Origin of the sequence: Micromonospora sp. RHAY321 (assembly GCF_023896955.1) — a bacterium.
Taxonomy (GTDB): domain Bacteria; phylum Actinomycetota; class Actinomycetes; order Mycobacteriales; family Micromonosporaceae; genus Micromonospora.
Genome location: NZ_JAMHIW010000002.1, coordinates 208,642 through 228,412, shown reverse-complemented (window position 1 = coordinate 228,412; position 19,771 = coordinate 208,642). Strand labels below are relative to the sequence as shown.

The window sequence follows — 19,771 nt, the reverse complement described above, 5'->3', positions numbered from 1 at the left end:
TACACTTTGTCCGGACGGATCACGGAGAGGCGATCAGGTTGGCTGAAGACCTGCGGGACAAGCTCGGCGCTCAACACCTGCCGCTACGCGACCAGGTCCTCGCCGCACTGCGCACCGCCATCATCGACGGCGACTACCTCCCCGGAGAGCGGCTGACCGAGGACCGGTTGGCCGAGGACTTCGGCGTCTCCCGCAACCCCGTCCGGGAGGCGCTGCGCGTCGCAGAGGCCGAGGGCTTCGTCGTGATCCTCCCCCGCCGCGGCGCGGTCGTCGCCTCACCCAGCAGCGGGACCATCGCGGACATGTTCGCCGTCCGTGAGCGCCTGGAGGCGCTCGCCGCCCGGCTGGCGGCCGAGCGGGCGAGCGCGGCGGACGTGGCGGCCCTGCGCGCGCTGCTCGACCAGGGCCGGGAGGCCACGCAGCGGCAGGACCTGCCCCGGGTCGCGGAGCTGAACAGCGCCCTGCACCTGCGGATCCTCCAGATCAGCGGAAACCCCTGGCTGTCGTCGATCGCCAAGTCGCTGTACCTCCATGTCCAGTGGGTCTTCCGGCTGGGGGCCGCGGAACGCGCACCACACTCGTGGGCCGAGCACATCCAACTGGTCGACGCCATCGAGTCAGGTGACGGCGACCGCGCCGAACAGGCCGCACTCGCCCATCTCGACGCCGCGTCCGCGGCCGCCTACGAGAACGCCGAGGGCGGGTACGGGGCGGCCCACTAGCGACCGCACGCGTAGCCCTGCATGCCCCGTGGGTTCGCTCCGGCGGCCAGCACGCCCGTGCCCGGGTCGCGGGTCACCGCACACAGCCGGCCGAGACTCCAGGCGTCGGAGACCCGCACCTCGTGCCCGTACGCCCGCAGGGCCGCCAGCGTGTCCTCGTCGAGCCGGTCCTCCACCACCAGGACACCGGGCTCCATGTCGCGCGGGTAGAACGAGCCCGGCAGGCTGACGGTGTGCCACGCGGGCGCGTCGATGGCCTCCTGCAGGGGCTGGCCGCCGACGAGATGGCGGAGCAGGAACGGCAGTTGCCACTGGTCCTGCTGGTCGCCGCCGGGTGTGCCGCACGCCAGCACCGGCTCGCCGTCGCGGTGCACCATGGTCGGGCTCAGCGTGGTACGCGGTCGCCGGCCCGGGGCCAGCGACGAGGCGAGCCCCTCCTCCAGCCAGAACATCTGCAACCGGCTGCCGAGCGGGAAGCCCAGCTCCGGAATGGTGGGCGAACTCTGCAACCAGCCGCCACTGGGCGTCGCGGAGATCATGTTGCCCCAGCGGTCGACCACGTCCACATGGCAGGTGTCACCCCGGGTCACCCCGTCCGACTGCACGGTCGGCTCCCCGGTCGTGGGATCCGTCGGGTCGGCACGACGTCCCGCGCCCGGCCGGACGTGAGCCGGCAGTCGAGGCTCGGCCCCGTCGGGACGCCCCGGTCGCAGCTCCGCTGACGCCCGGTCGCCGATCAGGGCGGCCCGCTCCCGCGCGTACTCCCGGGACAGCAGCGCCTTGGCGGGGACGTCGGCGCCGTCGCCGTACCACGCCTCGCGGTCGGCGAAGGCGAGCTTGAGCGCCTCGACCTGGGCGTGGATGCCGGCCGCGGTCGCCGGGTCGTACGCGCCGGGGTCGTCGAGCGCGTCGAGGACGGCCAGCGACTCCAGCAGCACCGGGCCCTGGCCCCAGAAACTCGTCTTCGCCACCGAGTAGCCACGCCAGTCGAGGGTGGCCGGGGCCTCCCAGGTCGCCGAGTAGGCGGCCAGGTCGTCGCCGGTGACCAGCCCGGCGTGGGGACGTCCACTGGAGTCCTGGAACGGCCTCCTGCTGAACCGGTCGATCGCCTCGGCGACGAAACCCGTACTCCAGGCCCGGCGAGCGGCCTCGATCTGCGCCTCCCGGTCGGCGCCGGCGGCCCGCGCGGCCTCGACCAGTCCCCGCAGGGTCCGCGCGTACGCCGGGTTGGCGAACATCTCCCCCGCCGCCGGTGGCCTGCCGCCGCGCAGCCACAGCTCGGCGGAGGTGGGCCAGTGCTCCTGGAACAGGGACCGTACGGCGGCGACGGTGTCACCGACCCTGCCCACCAGCGGGTGACCGGCGGCGGCGTAGCCGATGGCCGGCTCCAGCACCTCCTCCAGCGAGAGCGTGCCGTGCTCGCGCAGCAGGAGGAGCCAGGCGTCCACGGCGCCGGGCACGGCGGCCGCGAGCGGGCCGGAGCCGGGGATGAGGTCCATCCCGAGGGATCGGAAGTGCGCGATGGTGGCGGCGGCCGGCGCCGGTCCCTGCCCGCACAGCACCTTCGGGGCCGGTTCCTGGGCGGTCGCCACGATGGCTGGCACCTCACCGCCGGGGCCGTTGAGGTGTGGTTCGACGACGTGCAGCACGAACCCGGCGGTGACGGCGGCGTCGAAGGCGTTCCCACCGCGTTCGAGGATCCCCATGGCGGACTGGCTGGCGAGCCAGTGCGTCGAGGACACCATGCCGAAGGTGCCCTGCAGGGTCGGTCTGGTGGTGAACGTCATGACAACACCTCACTGGTATCTGCGGTCCGGACGTCGGGTCCGGTGCCGTCCGGCCGGACCAGGTGGCACGCGGCCATGCCGTCGCCGATGGCGACCTGCGCCGGCACCTCCGTGGCGCAGCGGTCGAAGGCGAGGGGGCACCGGGTGCGGAAGCGGCAGCCGGACGGCGGGTCGAGCGCCGACGGGAGGTCGTCGCCGAGCAGCACCAGCTGACGCTGCCGTTGGCGAACGGGGTCGGCCACCGGCGCGGCCGACAGCAGCGCCTGCGTGTAGGGATGGGCGGGCCGGGCGAAGATCCGCTCGCGCGAACCCTTCTCGACGAGCTGGCCCAGGTACATGACGGCGATGTCGTCGGCCAGGTACTCGACCGCCGACAGGTCGTGGGTGATGAAGAGGCACGCGAAGCCGATGTCCCGTTGCAGGTCGGCGAGGAGGTTGAGCACCGACGCCTGCACGGACACGTCGAGCGCGCTGGTGGGTTCGTCCGCGATGAGCAGCCGGGGTTCGGAGATCAGCGCCCGGGCGATGCTGACCCGTTGGCGTTGACCGCCGGACAGTTCGTGCGGGTACCGGCGCGCGACCTCGGCGCGCAGGCCGACCCGTTCGAGTTCCGTGGCGACGCGGGCCTCCCGGTCGCGGCGCGGGACCCGCGTGCCGGACAGCCGCAGAGGTTCGGCCACGACCTCGCCCACCAGCATGCGCGGGTCCAGGGAGGCGGCGGGGTCCTGGAAGACGATCGACACCGCGCTGCGGTGCGGGCGTAGCTGCCGCCGGGACAGGTGGGTGACGTCCGTTCCGGCGATCCTGACCACGCCGGCGGTCGGCTCGACGAGCCGCACGACGCATCGTCCCACGGTCGACTTTCCGGAACCGCTCTCTCCCACCAGGGCCGTGACCCGGCCCTTCGGGATCGTGAGGGACACCCCGTCCACGGCGCGTACCGGGCCGAAGTGCATCACCAGGTCCTCGACCTCCAGGGCGTTCGGCTCCGGCATCATCGGTTCACCTCCTCAATCTGGGACCGGGGCGACGGGCACGGGTGCCAACAGGCCGCGAGGTGGTCCGTGCCGCCGGCCCTCGCCACCTCCAGCGGCGGGGCGGAGTCGCGGCACCCCGCGTCGGCGGCCGGGCAGCGGTCGGCGAACGTGCAGGCGTCCGGCTGGGTCGACAGGACGGGCACCAGGCCGGGAATCTCCTGCAGCCGGTCGGTCCCGGCGTGTCGTCCGGGTGTCGGTGACGCCGACAGGAGCCCGGCGGTGTAGCGGTGGTACGGGTGCGCGAACAGGTCGTTGACCGGCGCCCGCTCCACCACCCGGCCGGCGTACATGACGACGACGCGGTCGGCGATGTCGGCGATCACGCCGAGGTCGTGCGTGATGATGAGGATGCTCGTGCCGAGCCGGTCACGCAGGTCCCGCAGGACCTGGAGGATGCCGGCCTGGACCGTGACGTCCAGCGCGGTGGTCGGTTCGTCGGCCACCAGCACCTTCGGACCGCAGGCCACCGCCATCGCGATCATCACGCGCTGGCGCATGCCTCCGGAGAGCTGGTGCGGATAGGTGTCGACCCGTTGCGCGGCGGACGGGATCCCGACGAGTGTCAGCAGCTCGACGGCGCGTGCCCGGGCGGCCCGTCGGGTCATCCGCTCGTGGACCTGGAGCACCTCTCCGATCTGACGCCCGACGGTGAGCACGGGATTGAGGGACGTCATCGGCTCCTGGAAGATGTAGGCGATCTCCTTGCCGCGTACCCGCCGGAGCACCGACTCGCGGGTGCCGACCAGTTCGGTGCCGTCCAGCCGTACCGAGCCGGTGATCCGGGCGCTCGCCGGGAGCAGTCCCGCGATGCTCATCGCGGTGACGCTCTTGCCGCACCCCGACTCGCCCACCATCCCGACGATCTCCCCGGAGGCCAGGTCCAGACTGACCCCGTCGACGGCCGAGACGGTGCCGGTCTCGGTCGGGAACGACACCGAGAGGTCACGTATCTCCAGGACGGGTGTGTCGACCGCGGCGGCCGCTCCGGCCCGTTCGACCGTGGTCATCGCCGGTCCCCCTTCGGGTCGAGGGCGTCGCGGAGGGCATCGCCGAAGACGTTGAACGCCAGCGCCAGGCCCATGATGACGACACCGGGAAGGACCGCGGCCCACGGGGCACGGGCCGCGAACTGCTGGGCGGTGGCCAGCATCGTGCCCAGGCTGGGAGCCGGGGGTTGGATGCCGAGGCCGAGGAACGAGAGCACCGCCTCGCCGAGGATCGCCGCCGGGATCGCGACCGTGGCCTGCACCAGGATCACCGACGTCGCGTTGGGCAGGATGTGCCGGGTCAGCACCCACAGGTCGCTGGCGCCGTCCACGACGGCCGCCGCGACGAAGTCCAGCGACTTGAGCCGCAGCGTGTCCGAGCGCACCACCCGGATCACCCCGGGGATCTGGGCGATGCCGATGGCCACGGCGGCGTTGCCGAGGCTGGCGCCCCGGATGGCCGCCAACCCGACCGCCATGATCAGGAACGGGAACGCGAGCAGCAGGTCGGTGAAGCGCGAGATCAGAGCGTCCCAGGCTCGGAAGTAACCGGCGGCCAGCCCGAGCGGGACACCGATGACCAGCGAGGTGGCCACCGCCAGCAGTCCCACCTGGAGTGACGCCCGCGCCCCGAGCATGATCCGGGACAGGACGTCGCGACCCAGGTCGTCGGTGCCGAGCACGTGCCCGGGGGTGCCGGGAGGCGCGAACGTGTGGGCGAAATCGGTCTGGTCGACGGAGTACGGGGCGAGCCACGGCGAGAGCAACGCGATGGCGCCCGCGAGGGCGAGCACGACGAAGCTCACGACGGCGAGCGGGTTGCGTCGCAACCGGCGCAGGACGCGGGTGCGTCGGGTGACGCCGGCGGAACCGGTCTCCGCCATGGGAACGGTGAGGACGGTCATGCCGGATCTCCCGTCACCCGGATGCGGGGGTCGATGACCGAGTAGAGCAGGTCCACGAGAAAGTTGATCACGATGTAGGCCGTCGCGGTGAGCAGGACGACGGCCTGGATCACCGGATAGTCCCGCTGGAACACCGCGTCGATGGTCATCTTGCCGAAGCCCGGGAGCCCGAAGATCTGTTCGGTGACGACCGCGCCCGAGATCAGGCCGCCGAGCTGCAGGCCGACGACGGTCACCACCACGATCAGGCTGTTCCGCAGGGCGTGCTGGGTGATGACGGCCCGCGGCCGGAGACCCTTCGCCTTCGCCGTCCGTACGTAGTCCGACGAGAGCGAGTCCAGCATCGCCGAACGGGTCTGCCGCATGATGATGGCGGCGAGCCCGGTCCCGAGGATCACGGCCGGCAGGACGATGTGGTGCAGGTTGTCCACGGGGTCCTCCAGGAAGGGCACGAACCCGGAGGCGGGGAAGAGCCCGGTCGCCACGGACAGGTAGAGGATGGCGAGCAGCCCGAGCCAGAAGTGCGGCACGGACAGGCCGATCAGGGCCAGTGCGTTGGCCAACCACTCCGCCGGGCGCCCGCGGCGTACCGCCGCGAGCACCCCGGCGCCGACGCCGAGCGCCGTGGCGATGAGGATCGCCAGGACGGAGAGTTCGACGGTCACCGGCAGGGCCGTCGTGAGCATCGACGAGACCGGCGTACCGGTCCGGATCGACACTCCGAAGTCGCCCTGCGCCATGCGTTCCACGTACTGCGCGAACTGCAGTGGCAGCGGCTGGTCGAGCCCGTAGTGCCGGCGGATCGCCTCCAGCGCCTCCGGCGACCGGTCCTCCCCGGCCAGCGCGAGGGCCGGGTCACCGGGGAGCGCCCGTACACCGAAGAACACCACGATCGTCGACAACAGCAGGGTCAGCGCCGACTGCCAGGCGCGGGTGAGGAGATATCGGGCCACGGCGACCTACTTGGTGAAACCGGCGAAGGCCGCGCGGATCACGCCGTCCGGGAAGACCTGCAGGCCCTGGATCTGCTTGCTGACGGCGGTCAGGTTCCGCTGCCGGTAGAGGTAGATCAGCGCGTCGTCCTGCTGGAGCAGAGTGACCGCCTGCCCGTACAGCTTCTTGCGCGCCTCGATGTCGTTGGCCTGCCGGGCCTGGGTCAGCAGGTTGTCCAGCTGGGGGTTGCTGTAGCCGGAGACGTTCTGGCTGGCGCCGGTCCCGACGAAGTTCGTGATGTTGGCGTCCGGGTCGATCCGCCCGCTCCAACCGAGCTGCAGCAGCTCGAAGTTGCCGCGGTCCTGCTCGTCGAGGAGCGACGAGTACTCCACCGGGTTGATCTTCAGGTCGAACCCGCCGTCCTTCACCATCGACTGGAGCGCCTGCGCCAGGCGCAGCGTGTCGGGCGTGTTCGAGGCGAGCATCGTCACCGGGTACGGCGTCTGGACACCCGCCTCGGTGAGCAACTGCTTGGCCTTCTCGGGGTCGTGCGCCGGGCAGGTCTGCGCCTCGGGGGACGAGAACGGGCTCGCGGGCGAGATGGGCGAGCAGGCGACGGCGTGCAGACCGTTGAAGACCGCGTCGACCAGCGCCTTGCGGTCGATCGCGTGCTCGAAGGCCTGTCGCACCTTGGCGTTCTGGGCGAGGGGGCGGTTGATCGGCTTGGGCGCGGTGCCGACGCCGTCGACGTTGCCGGTGTTGATCGTCAGGCCCTGGTAGCCGAGGGACTGCGACTGCAGGACGGAGACCGCAGCGTCCTGGCGCAGGGAGGCGACGTCCTGCGTGGAGATGCTGTCGGCGACCTGGGCGTCGCCGGAGCGCAGGTTGGCGGCGCGGATGCTCGCGTCGCTGAGAATCCGCCACGAGATGCCGTCGAGGTGGACCTTGTCGGCCTCGTAGTAGTTCGGGTCCCGGACCACGTCGATGGAGTTCTGCGGCACCCGCTTGGCGAACTTGAAGGGACCGACGCAGACCGGCGCGGAGGCGAAGTCGTCGCCCAGGCTCTGCAGGGCCTTGGCGCTCATGATCATGCCGGCCCGGTCGGCGAGGGCGCCGAGCAGGGGCGCGAACGGCTGCTTGAGCCGGAGGACGACGGTGTGCGCGTCCGGGGTGTCGACGCCGTCGATGGGACCGAGTTCGCTCCTGCGTGCCGACCGGGCGTTGGTCAGGTGACGCTGGAGGGTGGCCTTCACCGCGGCGGAGTCGAACGCCGTCCCGTCGCCGAAGCGCACCCCCTGGCGCAACGTGATGGTCACCGTCCGGCCGTCGCCGCTCGTCGTGGGCAGGGCGGTCGCCAACTGGGGTACGACCTGCGCCTGCTCGTTCACGTCGTAGAGCTTCTGGCACATCGCCTGGAAGACGTAGCGGGAGTAGAGGCTCCGCGACAGCGTCGGGTCCAGCGCGTCGGGCTCGGCGGAGAGGGCGATGACCAGCTTGCCGCCCTGCTTGACGGCGGCGGCGTCCGCGGGCGTACCGAAGGAATCCTGGCCTGCCGACTGGTTGTCGCCGGACTGGGTGCCCCCGCTGTCCGACACCGGTGAGCAGGCAACGACCGTGCAGAAGACAGCGACCGCGGCCACCGCGGCCCGGAGCGGACGGCGGCGGGACTGGCTCGTTTCGCTGAAGGAGAGGTTCGTCATCGGGAGCTCCTCGAGTGGGCGATTCGGGGAGCGTATGTTGTATACGATGACCGCCGCAAGACCCGCGTGGATGGCTGCCGAACACCACGAACGCCCGGGCATCGTGGACAAACCAGACTGGATCAGTCGGCGGGTCGCGGACGGGCCGGGCCGCTCCGGGCCAGGCTGAGCAAAACCACCAGCGCGAGCACGGCCACCGCCGCGCCGAAGATCTCCCCAGCGGTACGCAGACCGGTCACCTGGATCAGCAGACCGACCCCGACCGCCGGCACACCGAGCATGGTGAACAGGATGGCGAAGAACGTCGAGACCGCCTCGGCCCGGTGCTCCGGCGGGGCCTTCATCGTGATCGTGGCGATGCCGTCGCCGACCGCCACCCCGGCCGCGACACCGTTGATCGTCGCGCCGATGAGCAGGGTCACCAGCAGCGCCATCCACATGCTGAACGCGAGCAGGCCGGCCGACACGATCAGGCCGACGCAGGCGCAGGCCAGCGCGGTACGTGAGGACAGGACGCGGGTCAGCAGCTGACCGAACGCGGCCCCGGTGAAGGCCAGGAAGACCACCAGCGCGGCCAGGGTGTGCGAGGTCTCGTGCAGGACCATGCCGAGAAACAGGCCGCTCACCGCCGTGAGCACTCCGAGTGCGGCGAAGCCCGTGCCGGCGGTGATCGCGGCGCGGACGAAGTCGCCGCGGATGGTCGGTGGTACGCGCAACCGCTGAGGTCGCACGGTCGGCGGGGACCGTCGCGCCACCGTCTCCGGCACTCCGAGCATCGCGATGATCCCGACCACCGCCAGGGTCAGCACGATGGCCCAGGGCAGCCGGAGCGGCTCGGGTGCCACGTCCGACACGACCCCGGCCAGCAGGGTGCCGGTGGCCAGGCCACCGAGGTTCGCGAAGATCGCCACCGTGGCGGCCCGCCGAGGGTGCCTCGGACTCTTGATCAGCTCTGCCAGGGCCGCGGTCGCCGCTCCGATGACCAGTGCGGCGGAGAGACCGGCGAGCAGCCTGCCCACCACGATCATCGCCAGGTCCACGGCGGCCAGGAACACCGCGTCGGCGGCGACGGAGAGGACCAGCGCGGTGAGGATGACCGGCCGACGGCCGATCTGGTCGGAGAGCCGGCCGAGGACGACCAGACCGATGACCACGCCGAGCGCGTACACCGCGTAGACCACCGTCACGGTCAACGACGAGAAGCCGAACTCCATCTCGTAGAGGGGGTAGAGCGGGGTCGGCACCGTGGTTCCCACGAGCGTGATCCAGAACGCGAAGGCGACCCGGGCCGGGGCTGATCTCGAACTGGACCGGGCCGTTCCGCCGTCGGCGCGGCTGACGTTGGACATGACCAGTCCCCCCGGGCTCGGACCCCTGCTGCGGGCGGTCGCCGCCCGCACCCTCCCGTCGCGGCTCCTGTCCCCCGAGCAGCATGGGGCGTGGCCCTCCGCCGGGGTGCGGTAACGGCCCTAAAAGCCCTCATCAGGTGGCGCAGGGCTCACGCCCGGCGGGGTCGGCCGTGCAGGGCGGCCCGCAGCGCCGGCCCGAAGACGCGGCGGACGTCGGCCGGGGACAGCCCACCGATCGATCGGATCGGGTTCAGGTACCGCGTGAAGATCAGCCCGCCCAGCACGCCGACCGCGGCGGTGGCGCGTTGCGTCGCGTCGGGCCCGTCGAGAAATTCAGCGATGCGGAGGCGCAGCTCACCGTCCAGGTAGTCACGCAGGGCGCGCATCGTGTCGTCGTCCTGCACCGCCATCTGGTTCTCGGCGGGCACCGTGGCGTCCCACAGGTCGGTGACCGAGTCGAGCAGGCGGTCGGCCAGGCCGGCCTGGTCACCCCGCAGAGCCTGGTCGAGTGCGGTGGGATCGACGCACAGCAGGTTCAGTGACTGGCTGAAGAGCCCCTGCTTGGAGCCGAAGTGGTAGCTGATGAGCGCCGAGTCGACGCCCGCTGCGGCGGCAACGGCCCGGACGGTCGTGCCCGGATAACCGTGCTTCAGGAACAGCTCGCGGGCGACCTTGGCGATCCGGGCCCTGGTATCGGGGTTGCCTCGGGGTCGACCCCGGGTTTTATTCAACACAGTTGAATAATGCTCGCCCCCGGTGGCACGGTCAACGCCGTCAACCCCGCATCAAGGAGCGAGCACATGCGCACTGTCGTCTTCGGCGCCACCGGCCCCACCGGCCGCCACATCACCGAGCAGGCCCTGGCCGCGGGCCACGAGGTCGTCGCGGTCACCCGCCGCCCGCACAACGTCCAGCCCCGCACCGGCCTCACCGTGGTCAGCGCCGACGTCGCAGACCCGGACGCCGTCCACCGGGCCGTTGCCGGCAGCGATGCCGTCCTGTCCAGCCTGGGTGTCCCGCTCACCCCTAAGCCGATCACCGTGTACTCGCGCGGCAACGCGAACATCTTGGCCGCCATGCACCGTCACGGGGTGAAGCGCATCGTCACGGTCAGCTCCAGCGTCATGGATCCAACCTGGCGACCGACCGGCGAGTACTTCTTCAACAACGTGCTGGATCCGCTGTTCAACCGCAGGGTGGGCCGCACCGCGCACGAGGACATGCGTCGCATGGAGTCCCTCGTACGAGACAGCGACCTGGACTGGACCATCGCCCGGCCGTCCGGGCTGTTCGACCACCCGGCCGCCACGCGCTACCAGGTGGCGGAGAACGTCGCGGACGGCCTGTTCACGGCACGTGCGGATCTGGCGGCGAGCATGGTGGCGCAGTTGACCGACGACCGGTTCGTCCGGCGGGCGATGGCGGTGATCACCACCGAGGTCCGGCCGAGTATCGCGGGCCTGATCTGGCGCGAGGCCGTCATGAGGAAGAAGTGACGCGCCAGCCAGCCGTTCTGTCCGGGTGGCGGTGGGAAGCGGCCCTGGGCGCCGCCTCCCACCGCGAACTCCTAACTGCCGGCCGAGTTGTACGCCTGAGCCGTCACCCTGACCTGGCGGGCGAGACCCGAGCGCGCGGGCCAGGAGATCCGCACCTGACGCGTCTCTCCGGGCAGGAGCCAGAAGTAGTTGTCGTCGTAGCGGGCGGGCAGAACCCGGTCACCGTGCTGGTCGTGCACGGCCAGCCGGACCAGCGCGGCCACGGTGCGGCCCTGGTTGCGGACCGTCGTGGTGACCGTGGACCGGCCGTCGACGACGCGGACGACACCGGTCGACGTGGAGAGCCGGGTGCTCGGCAGGTCGTTGAGCGCCCGCATCTGCTCGGCCTGGTCGTACCGCCAGTAGGTGTTCTCCGCGAGCAGCCGGTCGCGGCTGTCCCGCAGCTCCAGCCGGACCAGGTGCAGCCCACCGCCGTCGGGCGCGGCGAGCGGGAACGCGGCCGTCGTCGACGAGCGGGCGACGTCCACCCGCTGACGCTGGGGCGTGCCCAGGGACCGGCCGCTCAGGTCGTAGCGGCGGGCGGTGACGGTGGCGCCGCGCAGCGCCGTGGTGGTGTGGTTGACCGCCCGTACCTGCCAGGTGCCCGGGTCGGCCTGGACGTGCAGCGGCTCGCAGCCCTTGCGAGCCCCGTAGTAGGCGCCGTTCACGTCCAGGTCGTAGTCGTAGGTCTGCCAGACCGTGCTGTGCCAGGCGGGGTGCGACATCCACAGCAGCAGGCCCGTGGCGTCCTGCCACAGGTTGGCGTTCCACGCCTCGAACATGGCGCGGTGGCTCTCGTAGTTGACGAACTGGGCCCGCACGGCGAACTCGTCGAGCGAGTCGGACTCGCCGAGCCGCGCGTCGATCGCGGCCTGGTACGTGCCGACGCGCTGGTTACCGATCGTCGACCAGTCGTGGTAGTTCCACACCTCGCCGATCGGCCATGCCGGTGCGTCGCCGACGAGGTTGCGCATGCTCTCCACGACCGGGATCACCGGCATGCCGATCTCGGTGTGGAAGCCGAAGGCGCCGGTGTCGTACGTGTTCCTGTTGTTGTACGTCCCCGGCTCCACCCAGTGGTACGGGCCGTGGCCGCTGACGATGCCGCCGGCGGAGTTGGGGATGTAGAGGATCTCCGGGTGCTCGGTGGCGGCCGCGTGCTTGAGCCCGGCGTCGACGATCGGCGGCGGGTCGCCCTCGTTGGCGCCGCACCAGACCACGATGCTCGGGTGGTGGCGGAACCGCCGGATGGTGTCGGCGGCGATGTCCACGTAGCCGGGCGGGTTGGGCAGGAACTGCCCTGCCTGCCAGAAGTCGTTCCACACCAGGATGCCCTGCTCGTCGCAGGCCTGGTAGAGCTCTTCGCGGTTGCTGCTGCCGAGCCAGTTGCGGATCATCGTGAAGTTCATGTCGCGGTGCATCTCGACCGTGTCGGCCAGCCGGTCGGGCAGCACCCGACGCAGCAGCTCGTCCCAGCCCCAGTTGCCGCCCCGGGCGAACACCGGCACACCGTTCACACTGATCTTGAGCTGGGTGACGGCGTTGCTGACCGCCTTCACGTCGGTCCACCGCTGCCCGTCGTCGGAGACCTGGATGACGAAGTCGCGGGCGTACGCCTGCTCCCAGACGATCGTGACCTGGTCGAAGCTGACCGGAGCACCGAGGTCGACCTGGATCCACTGGTTGTCCTCGAACTTCGAGGACCATCGGGTACGCGGGTTGCCGTCGACGGCCCGGTCCGGGCCGTTCGAGTCGCTGTCGGAGGACGACGCGGTGGCCGTTGCGCCCAGGGCCAGGTCGACGTCCGGCTCGGCCTGTCGCTGCACCGAGAGCGCCCACATGGAGACGCCCCACGAGGTCACCCGGGCGCCGGTCTGGATGCGTAGGTGCTGGGCGGTCCGGGTGGGGAAGGTCTCGACCTGCGTGGCCCGGCTGCCCAGCGGCGTCTCGTTGCTGACCGACGTCACGTCGGTCCAGGCGTCCCCGTCGGCGGAGGCCTGGACGCGGTAGTCCAACGCGTACGCCTGCTCCCAGACGATCGTGACCCGGTCGAAGTCGACAGCCGCGCCGAGGTCGACCGCGATCCACTGGTTGTCCTCCGAACTGGAGGCCCAGCGGGTCGCGCGGTCGCCGTCGACGGCCCTGCCCGCCACGTTGGTGTCGTTCTCCGCCGACGACGCCGTCGCGTCCCGGTGCAGGGCGAGGTCCGGCCCGGTGCCGTCGACCACCGACAGCGAGAACATCGAGATACCCCAGCCGGTGGCGCGCTGACCGGCCTGGATGCGCACGTGCCGCGCGTGCTGCCGGTCGAAGGTGACCGTCTGCGTGGCGGCGCCGTCGACGAACTCCAGCGCCGGCGCGGCGGGCGGCGAGATCACGACCGGCTGGTGCCAGTCGTAGCCGAACTCGCGGATGCCGAAGCGGAGCTTCCGCTGGTCGCTGACCGAGCGGCGGACGGTCGCCGTGACCGTGAGGTCGTACAGGTCGGGGTCGCCGTAGCCGTTGGGCCACCAGAGCCGGGGGTTACTCAGTCGCAGCGCACCGAAGCGCTCCGGCGCGAAGGTGACCGTGGTGCTCCCGCCCGCCGGCACGGTCACCGTCGACTCGACGCGTACCTTGTCGAACTCCGCCCGCACGGTGACCGTGGTGGCGGTGTCGGCCGCGTTGCGCACCGGCACCCTGATGGTGACCTCGGCGGTGTCGGTGTCCGGCAGGTCGGGCAGCGTGGTCATGACGTGTGGGTCGCCGACGACCACGGCACCGGTGCTGCGTAGCCGGACGTGGTCCCACAGGCCCGTGACCCGGTCCCGGACGGCGGGCATCCAGTCCCATCCGGACACCGCCAGGTAGGTCGGCGCGTCCAGGTAGTGGTGGGCGGACTGGAGGAAGGTCCGGCCGTCGGGGCCCTTGTCACCGGGGGTGCCCGGGTGCGGCATCGGGGAGACCCGGACGGCGAGGACGTGCTCGCCACGGCGGCCGGCCAGGGCGTCGGTGATGTCGAAGGCCGCCCGGGCGAACGGGTGCGCGACGCTGCCGACCTGCACACCGTTGACCCACGCCGTGGCCTCGTGGTTGATGCCGTCGAACTCGAGCCAGATCCGGCGACCGGCCGAGGTGTCCAGGTCGCGCGGCAGGCGCAGCGCGCGCCGGTACCACCACGTGTGCCGGGACAGCGCCTCCGGGATGCGCATGTTGTTGAAGCCGGAGACGGGGTCGGGCAGGTGGCCCTGGTCGACCAGGGTGCCCAGGACGGTGCCGGGCACGGTCGCGGGCAGCCAGGATCGAACGTCGACGCCGGGGCTGGACAGCGCGGCACCGTCGGCGGTGCCCGCGAAGTCGTCCATCGTCAACGACCAGCCGGACTCCAGCGGCACCGTGCCGTCGGCGGCCACCGTGAGTTCGGGCGCCGAGCCGGTGTTGCCACCTTCCCAACTGGTCCACCCCTCGGCCTTCGGCCGGCCCGCCAGGGGGACGCCGTAGACCTGGAAGCCGTTGAGGCCGACCGGGTTGCCGTTGGAGCGCCGGGTCGACGTCATGCGGATCCAGCGTGCGGTGACCGGCTCGGGCAGCTTGATGGCCTGGACCCCGCCCTGGCCCTCGCTGGTCTCGTACACCGGCCGCCAGTCCCGGCCGTCGGCGGAGACCTCGATCCGGTACGCCGTCGCGGCGCTGGAGAGGATCTCGTCGCCGTCGGTGTCGGTGTAGTTGCCGTCGAACGGCCCGTCGGCGAGCGTGGCCTCGAAGACCAGGGTGACCGCCTCGATCCGGCACGGTGCCTGCAGGTCGACGGAGATCCACTGCGGATCGCCGGAGGCGGCGCGCCATCCACTGCCCCGCACGCCGACCTGCGGCAGACCGTCCACGGCGAACGTGCCGGGCGTCGGCGCGTAGTCCGTCGAGGAGACCGTCACCGGGCGGTACAGGGCGAGGTCGGTGGCCGTCGGCGTCGCGGGCGCGGCGGACGCGAGGGCGTCCGGCAGCACCGCGGTGACCCCGACCGACGCGAGCAGCGTGGCTCCGGCGGAGAGGAACGTGCGCCGCGACATGGGCGATAGCTCGGACATCTTGCCTCCAGACATGACAACGTTGTCGGATCGGATCCAAGACAACGTTGTCAGATCGTGGCGGCATGTTTCACGAGAGTCAAGACCCGGAGTCCATCGTGATTCCGCGAACACGGTGCGCAGTTGGTCCACATCCGACAGCAGGTCACAGTAGGGCCGCTGAGGCGACTGCGGCTGCGTCCGGAAAGCCGTCCGGAGCGACCGGACCTGCGGCGCGGTAGAGGTCGGCGCGCTGCCTATGGAGCTGATGTCGTAAACGATTCAGACCGGCTCGCCGACGCCACCCGCCCGGAGCCTCCAGCCCGCGACCCGGTCCGTGATGTCGTAAACGACTCAGCTCCAAAGGCCCCGACCAGCACATCCCCACTGCAGACGCATCAGTTGAAGAGGGTGCGGGCGGCAGGTCGCCGCCCGCACCCGAGGGCCATCACTCCGGGTACGAGGGCCCCGGCTCGGTACGCAGCATCCGCTTGAGCATGCGGTTCGCCGCCCGCATGTCGTCGCTGACCAATTGGGTCCGCACCGTCCCCTTGCCGGTCAGCTTGCCACCCACCTCGAACACCGCCGTCTCACCCGGCAGCGGCACCGCCTGGCATCCGGTGTACGTCTCGGAGGGAAGGCGGCCGTCCAGCAGGTAGGCGTACACCGGGTCGTCCACACACGTCGTGTAGTACGGGAAGACCCCGTGGCTACCCTCGTTGTCGACGCTGATCATCGACGCGCCGGGAAGCTTCTTCGACGCCGTCAGCGCGCCCTCGTACGCCGTCGCGACGTCGAGTTCGTCCTGCAGCATCAGCACCTTGGGGAACGTCTTCCGGTCGAACGTCGGCATCTGGTTGCTCGTCGGCCAGTACGCACAGGCCGGTGGGTTCTGCAGGTACGGGGCCACCAGCGGGGCGTCGCGGGTCAGTCGCCGGCTGAAGGCGTTCCAGTACGCGACGCTGTCGTTCCACTGCCCGTCCTGGCAGCGGATCACCTCGAAGACGTAGTCGATGTCGTACGTGTACTCACCCGCACCCTGGGCCAGGGTGGCCTGGTCACGCTGGGCCTTCAACGCCGCCTCGGCGTTGACCCGCGACCGCTGGATGTACGCCCGGTCGTCGGCGGTGATCCCCGGCGCGGCGAGCAGCTTCGTGGTGGCCGCCGCGAGGATCTGCTCCGGCGTCCAGCCGTTCCACTCCTCGTAGTACTGGATCACCGTGTTGACCGCCGCCGCCGCGGTCGGGTAGTTCTGCGTGTCGTAGAGGGCGCCGAGGATGAACCAGCCGAACATGAATGGCCCCATCCCGACCCGGGTGCCGCCGGCCCGCTCGAACATCTGGCGGATCGCCATCGGGTCGGTGCCCCGACCGTACAGGTCGTCGTGCCGGGCCATGTACGGCAGAAGCTGCTCCTGGAACGCCCGGTCACGGGTGAACGGCTGCAGGTCCCAGGTCTCCTGCAGCGTCGGCGAGCCGACCGCGGCCACCGAGTCGAGCACCATCCGGCCGGTGCGGCTTCCGAACGTGGCGGCGTACCAGGTGCCCAGCCAGGTTCCGTACGAGTAGCCGAGATAGTTCAGCTTCCGCTCACCCAGCAGCACCCGGATGAAGTCCATGTCGTACGCGGTCTGCTCGGTGGTGATGTACTTCGTCAGCTCGGTGTTGCGGCAACCGGCCACATTGGCCCGGGTGATCAGGTCGTTGGTCACGTCGGTGTCCCGGTAGGTGACCGTGCAGAGCAGCGGCGTGCTCTGCCCGACGCCGCGCGGGTCGAAGCCGATCACGTCGTAATGCTCGGCGAGCTCGGGCGCCGAGAGTGCCACGTACGGTGCCAGCGACAGGCCACTGCCGCCCGGGCCACCCGGGTTGACCAGCAGGACACCCTTGCGGTCCTCGCCGGAGGCGACGGTACGGCTGATGCGGACCTGGATCGTCCTGCCGTCACCGGGGTTGTGCCAGTCGCGCGGCACAGTCACCGTCGCGCAGGACAGCCGCAGTTGCGCTTCGTCCTCGGCGCTGGTGTCAGGCAGCCCGCACGGCTCCCAGGTCGGCCGCTGGGCGGTGAGGGCGCCGGCCAGGGCGGCGGTGTCGGGCTCGGCAGCCGTGGCGGCGGCAGCCGTGGCAGCAGCAGCCGGGAACAGGGCCGTACCGCTGCTCAGGACGGCAGCGGCCAGGGCCGTGGCGAGGATGGCGGCCGGGCGGCGCGCGCGGCGCAGCCCGGTCGAGGGGTGAGGCATCGTCCCGTCCTCTCATGGAGCAGATGATCGAATGGCCTCCACCCTGGCCCAGGAGTGTTTCGGTGCTTCGATGCCGCCCTGACGAAGACCGGCCATGGCGTGATCTCGCCAGTCACAACCAGCCACGTCGGCTGGCCTGCACGCCGAGCTGGAACCGGCTGCGCGCGCCGAGCAGCTCCTGCAACCGGCTGACCCGACGGTGCACGGTGCGTTTGCTGACGCCGAGGTCGCGAGCGATGGACTCGTCGGTGAGGCCCGCGGTGAGCAGCGCGAGCAGCCGCTGTGTTTCGGCGGAAGGCTCGTCGTCGGGCTGGGCGGCGTCGGCGGTGGCGTGGATCGGCGCACCGAGCCGCCAGAACACCTCGAACAGCTCCGAGAGCCCGTCCAACAGGCGGGACCGGTGCACGAGCACCGCGTCGGCGTCGTCCCCACTGCCGCGCGGCAGGATGATGAGGCCACGGTCGGCGTCGGTCAGCATCATCTTCAGCGGAAGTTCGGGGAAGACGCGGGCCTGCTCGCCCGCCGCGACGGCGGCGCGCACCGCGGCCAGCATCGCCTCGTCGTGCAGCAACTCCCCCTCGTAGACGCAACGGTAGCGCAGGCCGCGCCGCAGCGCGTCGTACTGGACCTCCTCCGGCACCCGTGTGGTGTCGCGCAGGTACGGCCCGCGCTCCAGCCCCCGTACCTGCGTGCGGGCGCCGGCCTGCAACTGGCGGAACAGCTCCCGGGCGGCCTGCTTACCCTCGATGACCTCGACGAACGCCGCCCCCGTGCCGTGAACCGCGGTGTACAGCCCCGACAGTGTCTCCGCCGTGGCGCGGGCCCGGGCGGCCTCCATCTCCCGCTGCGCCGCCCAGCTCTCCAGCGCGGTGCGCGGCGGGCGGACGTGCAGGACACCGGCGGCGTCGCGGTGCACCGCCCCGCTCTTGACAAGCCCGGCGAGTGCCCGGGTGGCCTGCGGTGGCGCGGTGGACAGGAACTCCCGCTGCGGTACCGGGGCGACCGTCAGCAGCTCGCGGTAGACGTCCGCGACGCCCGACGCGAGTGGGAGCGATCCCAGCCCAGGGGCTGGGGGTGCGCCGGAGGGGTCGGTCGGCATGCCGGCGATCGTACAAGCGCCCGGGCGGACGGCCGAAAGCGCCGGCTACGGCCCGATAGACGGTTGTGAAGGCCGGCCTAGCCCAGCATGATCGTTCTGTGGCGCGGTGGGCACCGGGTCGCCGGGAGAGTCGGGCAGCCCACTCGGGGTACTGCTGTGGTGACGACCCAGTGAGGAGGTGACGGGCCGATCTCATGCAAGGGGAGCTGCAACGCCTCGTCGACGCACTCGCCGCGTACACGGGCCGCCCGGCGCTGATCGAGGACCGGCGTCAGCGGGTGGTGGTCTACAGCGAGCACACCGGGTTGATGGACGACGTGCGCAAGGCGTCCATCCTGCGCCGGCAGAACACCCCGGAGGTGATGGCGTGGTTCCGGGACCTCGGCATCATGGACGCCCGTACCGTGGTGCGCACGCAGGCGTCGCGAGAGCTCGACCTGCTGCCTCGGGTCTGTGTCCCGATCCGTCACCAGGACCTGCTGCTCGGGTTCGTGTGGTTCATCGACCCGGACGGCACGATGGCCGACGCGGACATCACCGCCACCGGCCTGATGAGCGAGCTGTCGCTGGCGCTGTACCGGGAGAACCTCCTCGGTGAGCTGGCGTCCCAACGGGAAACCGAGGCGGCGCGGACCCTGCTCTCCGACAGCGACGTCAGCCGGGACCAGTCGCTGCGCACCCTGCGCGAGACCGGCCTGATCGCCGGGGACGGGCCGGCCACCGCGCTTGTCGCGCAGATGGTGCCGCCGCACGGCGAGCCGCCCGACGAGGTTGCCCGGCTGGCGCTGGAGCAGGCGCTGGTCACCACCCGGCGGTGGATCGGCACCCGGGAGGCGCTGCACCTGATCCGCGACGACCACGGGGTGCTGCTGCTCTGCGGCGAGCGCGGTGCCGGGCGTCACTCCCCCGAGGTCGTCGCGAAGCTGCTCGACGACAACCTGCGGCAGGCGACCCGCGGGCTCGGCTCGGTGGAGCGCGTCGTGGTCGGGGTCGGTCAGCCGCGGCCCCGGCTGACCGAGGCGATCGCGTCGTACGGGGAGGCGCTGCAGTCGGCCCGGGTGGGCGTGCGGTTGCCGGCGCTCGGCCCGGTGGTGTCGTGGGCTGGGCTGGGCATCTACCGGGTGCTGTCGCGGATGGAGGGTCGGAACCTGGACATCGCCGACGTGCACCCCGGGCTTGAACGGTTGCTGCGGGAGCAGCCGAACCCGGTGTTGCTGCAGACCCTGGAGCGCTATCTGGATCTGGCCGGCAACGCGCACGCCACGGCCGAGCAGCTACGCCTGCACCGCACCACGCTCTACTACCGGCTGCAGCGGATCGAGGAGCTGGCCGACACCGATCTGAAGAACGGAAACGAGCGGCTCTGTCTGCACCTGGCGCTGAAGCTGGGCCGGTTGACCGGCGCGTACCGACCGCAGGAGTGACACCGGTGGGCG

General features: G+C 71.3%; 14 protein-coding genes. 3 read left to right on the top strand and 11 right to left on the bottom strand.

Translation table 11 applies throughout. The annotated features are described in order from the left end of the window. Window positions 1–38: 38 nt before the first annotated feature. On the top strand, window positions 39–722 hold the full coding sequence (locus M8C17_RS05470; protein ID WP_252415278.1) for a GntR family transcriptional regulator: 684 nt from the start codon (window positions 39–41) through the stop codon (window positions 720–722). Here M8C17_RS05470 and M8C17_RS05465 read toward each other — a convergent pair. From M8C17_RS05465 to M8C17_RS05430, 8 genes are all read right to left on the bottom strand, one after another. After that, window positions 719–2,509 carry a gamma-glutamyltransferase family protein gene (locus tag M8C17_RS05465; RefSeq protein ID WP_252415277.1) on the bottom strand — a complete coding sequence of 597 codons (1,791 nt, stop codon included), beginning with the start codon at window positions 2,507–2,509 and terminating at the stop codon, window positions 719–721. The genes M8C17_RS05470 and M8C17_RS05465 overlap by 4 nt on opposite strands. Then, window positions 2,506–3,504 carry an ABC transporter ATP-binding protein gene (locus M8C17_RS05460; RefSeq protein WP_374557583.1) on the bottom strand — a complete coding sequence of 333 codons (999 nt, stop codon included), beginning with the start codon at window positions 3,502–3,504 and terminating at the stop codon, window positions 2,506–2,508. Before M8C17_RS05460 ends, M8C17_RS05465 begins: the two co-directional genes overlap by 4 nt. Continuing rightward, window positions 3,504–4,553: an ABC transporter ATP-binding protein gene (locus tag M8C17_RS05455; RefSeq protein WP_252415275.1), complete on the bottom strand. Its 1,050-nt coding sequence runs from the start codon at window positions 4,551–4,553 to the stop codon at window positions 3,504–3,506. The genes M8C17_RS05460 and M8C17_RS05455 overlap by 1 nt, the downstream gene beginning before the upstream one ends. Beyond that, window positions 4,550–5,437, bottom strand: a complete 888-nt coding sequence (locus tag M8C17_RS05450) for an ABC transporter permease (protein ID WP_252415274.1) — start codon at window positions 5,435–5,437, stop codon at window positions 4,550–4,552. Before M8C17_RS05450 ends, M8C17_RS05455 begins: the two co-directional genes overlap by 4 nt. Next, window positions 5,434–6,390, bottom strand: coding sequence for an ABC transporter permease (locus tag M8C17_RS05445; RefSeq protein WP_252415273.1), 957 nt, complete (start codon window positions 6,388–6,390; stop codon window positions 5,434–5,436). Before M8C17_RS05445 ends, M8C17_RS05450 begins: the two co-directional genes overlap by 4 nt. Before the next feature lie 6 nt (window positions 6,391–6,396). Next, the gene (locus tag M8C17_RS05440) at window positions 6,397–8,070 is read right to left on the bottom strand and encodes an ABC transporter substrate-binding protein (protein WP_252415272.1); all 1,674 of its coding nucleotides are present in this window, start codon (window positions 8,068–8,070) and stop codon (window positions 6,397–6,399) included. 122 nt (window positions 8,071–8,192) lie between these two features. Further along, window positions 8,193–9,419, bottom strand: a complete 1,227-nt coding sequence (locus M8C17_RS05435) for an MFS transporter (RefSeq protein ID WP_252415271.1) — start codon at window positions 9,417–9,419, stop codon at window positions 8,193–8,195. Window positions 9,420–9,568: 149 nt separating this feature from the next. Then, window positions 9,569–10,153, bottom strand: coding sequence for a TetR family transcriptional regulator (locus M8C17_RS05430; RefSeq protein ID WP_252415270.1), 585 nt, complete (start codon window positions 10,151–10,153; stop codon window positions 9,569–9,571). A gap of 66 nt (window positions 10,154–10,219) precedes the next feature. Here M8C17_RS05430 and M8C17_RS05425 point away from each other — a divergent pair, with 66 nt between their 5' ends. Continuing rightward, window positions 10,220–10,915 (top strand): NAD(P)-dependent oxidoreductase, encoded by a 696-nt coding sequence (locus M8C17_RS05425; RefSeq protein ID WP_252415269.1) that lies wholly within the window; start codon window positions 10,220–10,222, stop codon window positions 10,913–10,915. Between the two features lie 71 nt (window positions 10,916–10,986). Here M8C17_RS05425 and M8C17_RS05420 read toward each other — a convergent pair whose 3' ends face one another. The 3 genes from M8C17_RS05420 to M8C17_RS05410 form a co-directional block, all read right to left on the bottom strand. Further along, window positions 10,987–15,018, bottom strand: coding sequence for a discoidin domain-containing protein (locus M8C17_RS05420; RefSeq protein ID WP_252415268.1), 4,032 nt, complete (start codon window positions 15,016–15,018; stop codon window positions 10,987–10,989). Between the two features lie 427 nt (window positions 15,019–15,445). Beyond that, the gene (locus M8C17_RS05415) at window positions 15,446–17,236 is read right to left on the bottom strand and encodes an alpha/beta hydrolase (protein WP_252415267.1); all 1,791 of its coding nucleotides are present in this window, start codon (window positions 17,234–17,236) and stop codon (window positions 15,446–15,448) included. A 112-nt stretch (window positions 17,237–17,348) separates the two neighbouring features. Beyond that, complete coding sequence (locus M8C17_RS05410; protein WP_252415266.1) at window positions 17,349–18,335, bottom strand: LuxR C-terminal-related transcriptional regulator; 987 nt, start codon at window positions 18,333–18,335, stop codon at window positions 17,349–17,351. A gap of 194 nt (window positions 18,336–18,529) precedes the next feature. Between M8C17_RS05410 and M8C17_RS05405 the strand changes: the two genes are divergently transcribed. Then, the gene (locus M8C17_RS05405) at window positions 18,530–19,759 is read left to right on the top strand and encodes a CdaR family transcriptional regulator (RefSeq protein WP_252415265.1); all 1,230 of its coding nucleotides are present in this window, start codon (window positions 18,530–18,532) and stop codon (window positions 19,757–19,759) included. Window positions 19,760–19,771: the final 12 nt, after the last annotated feature.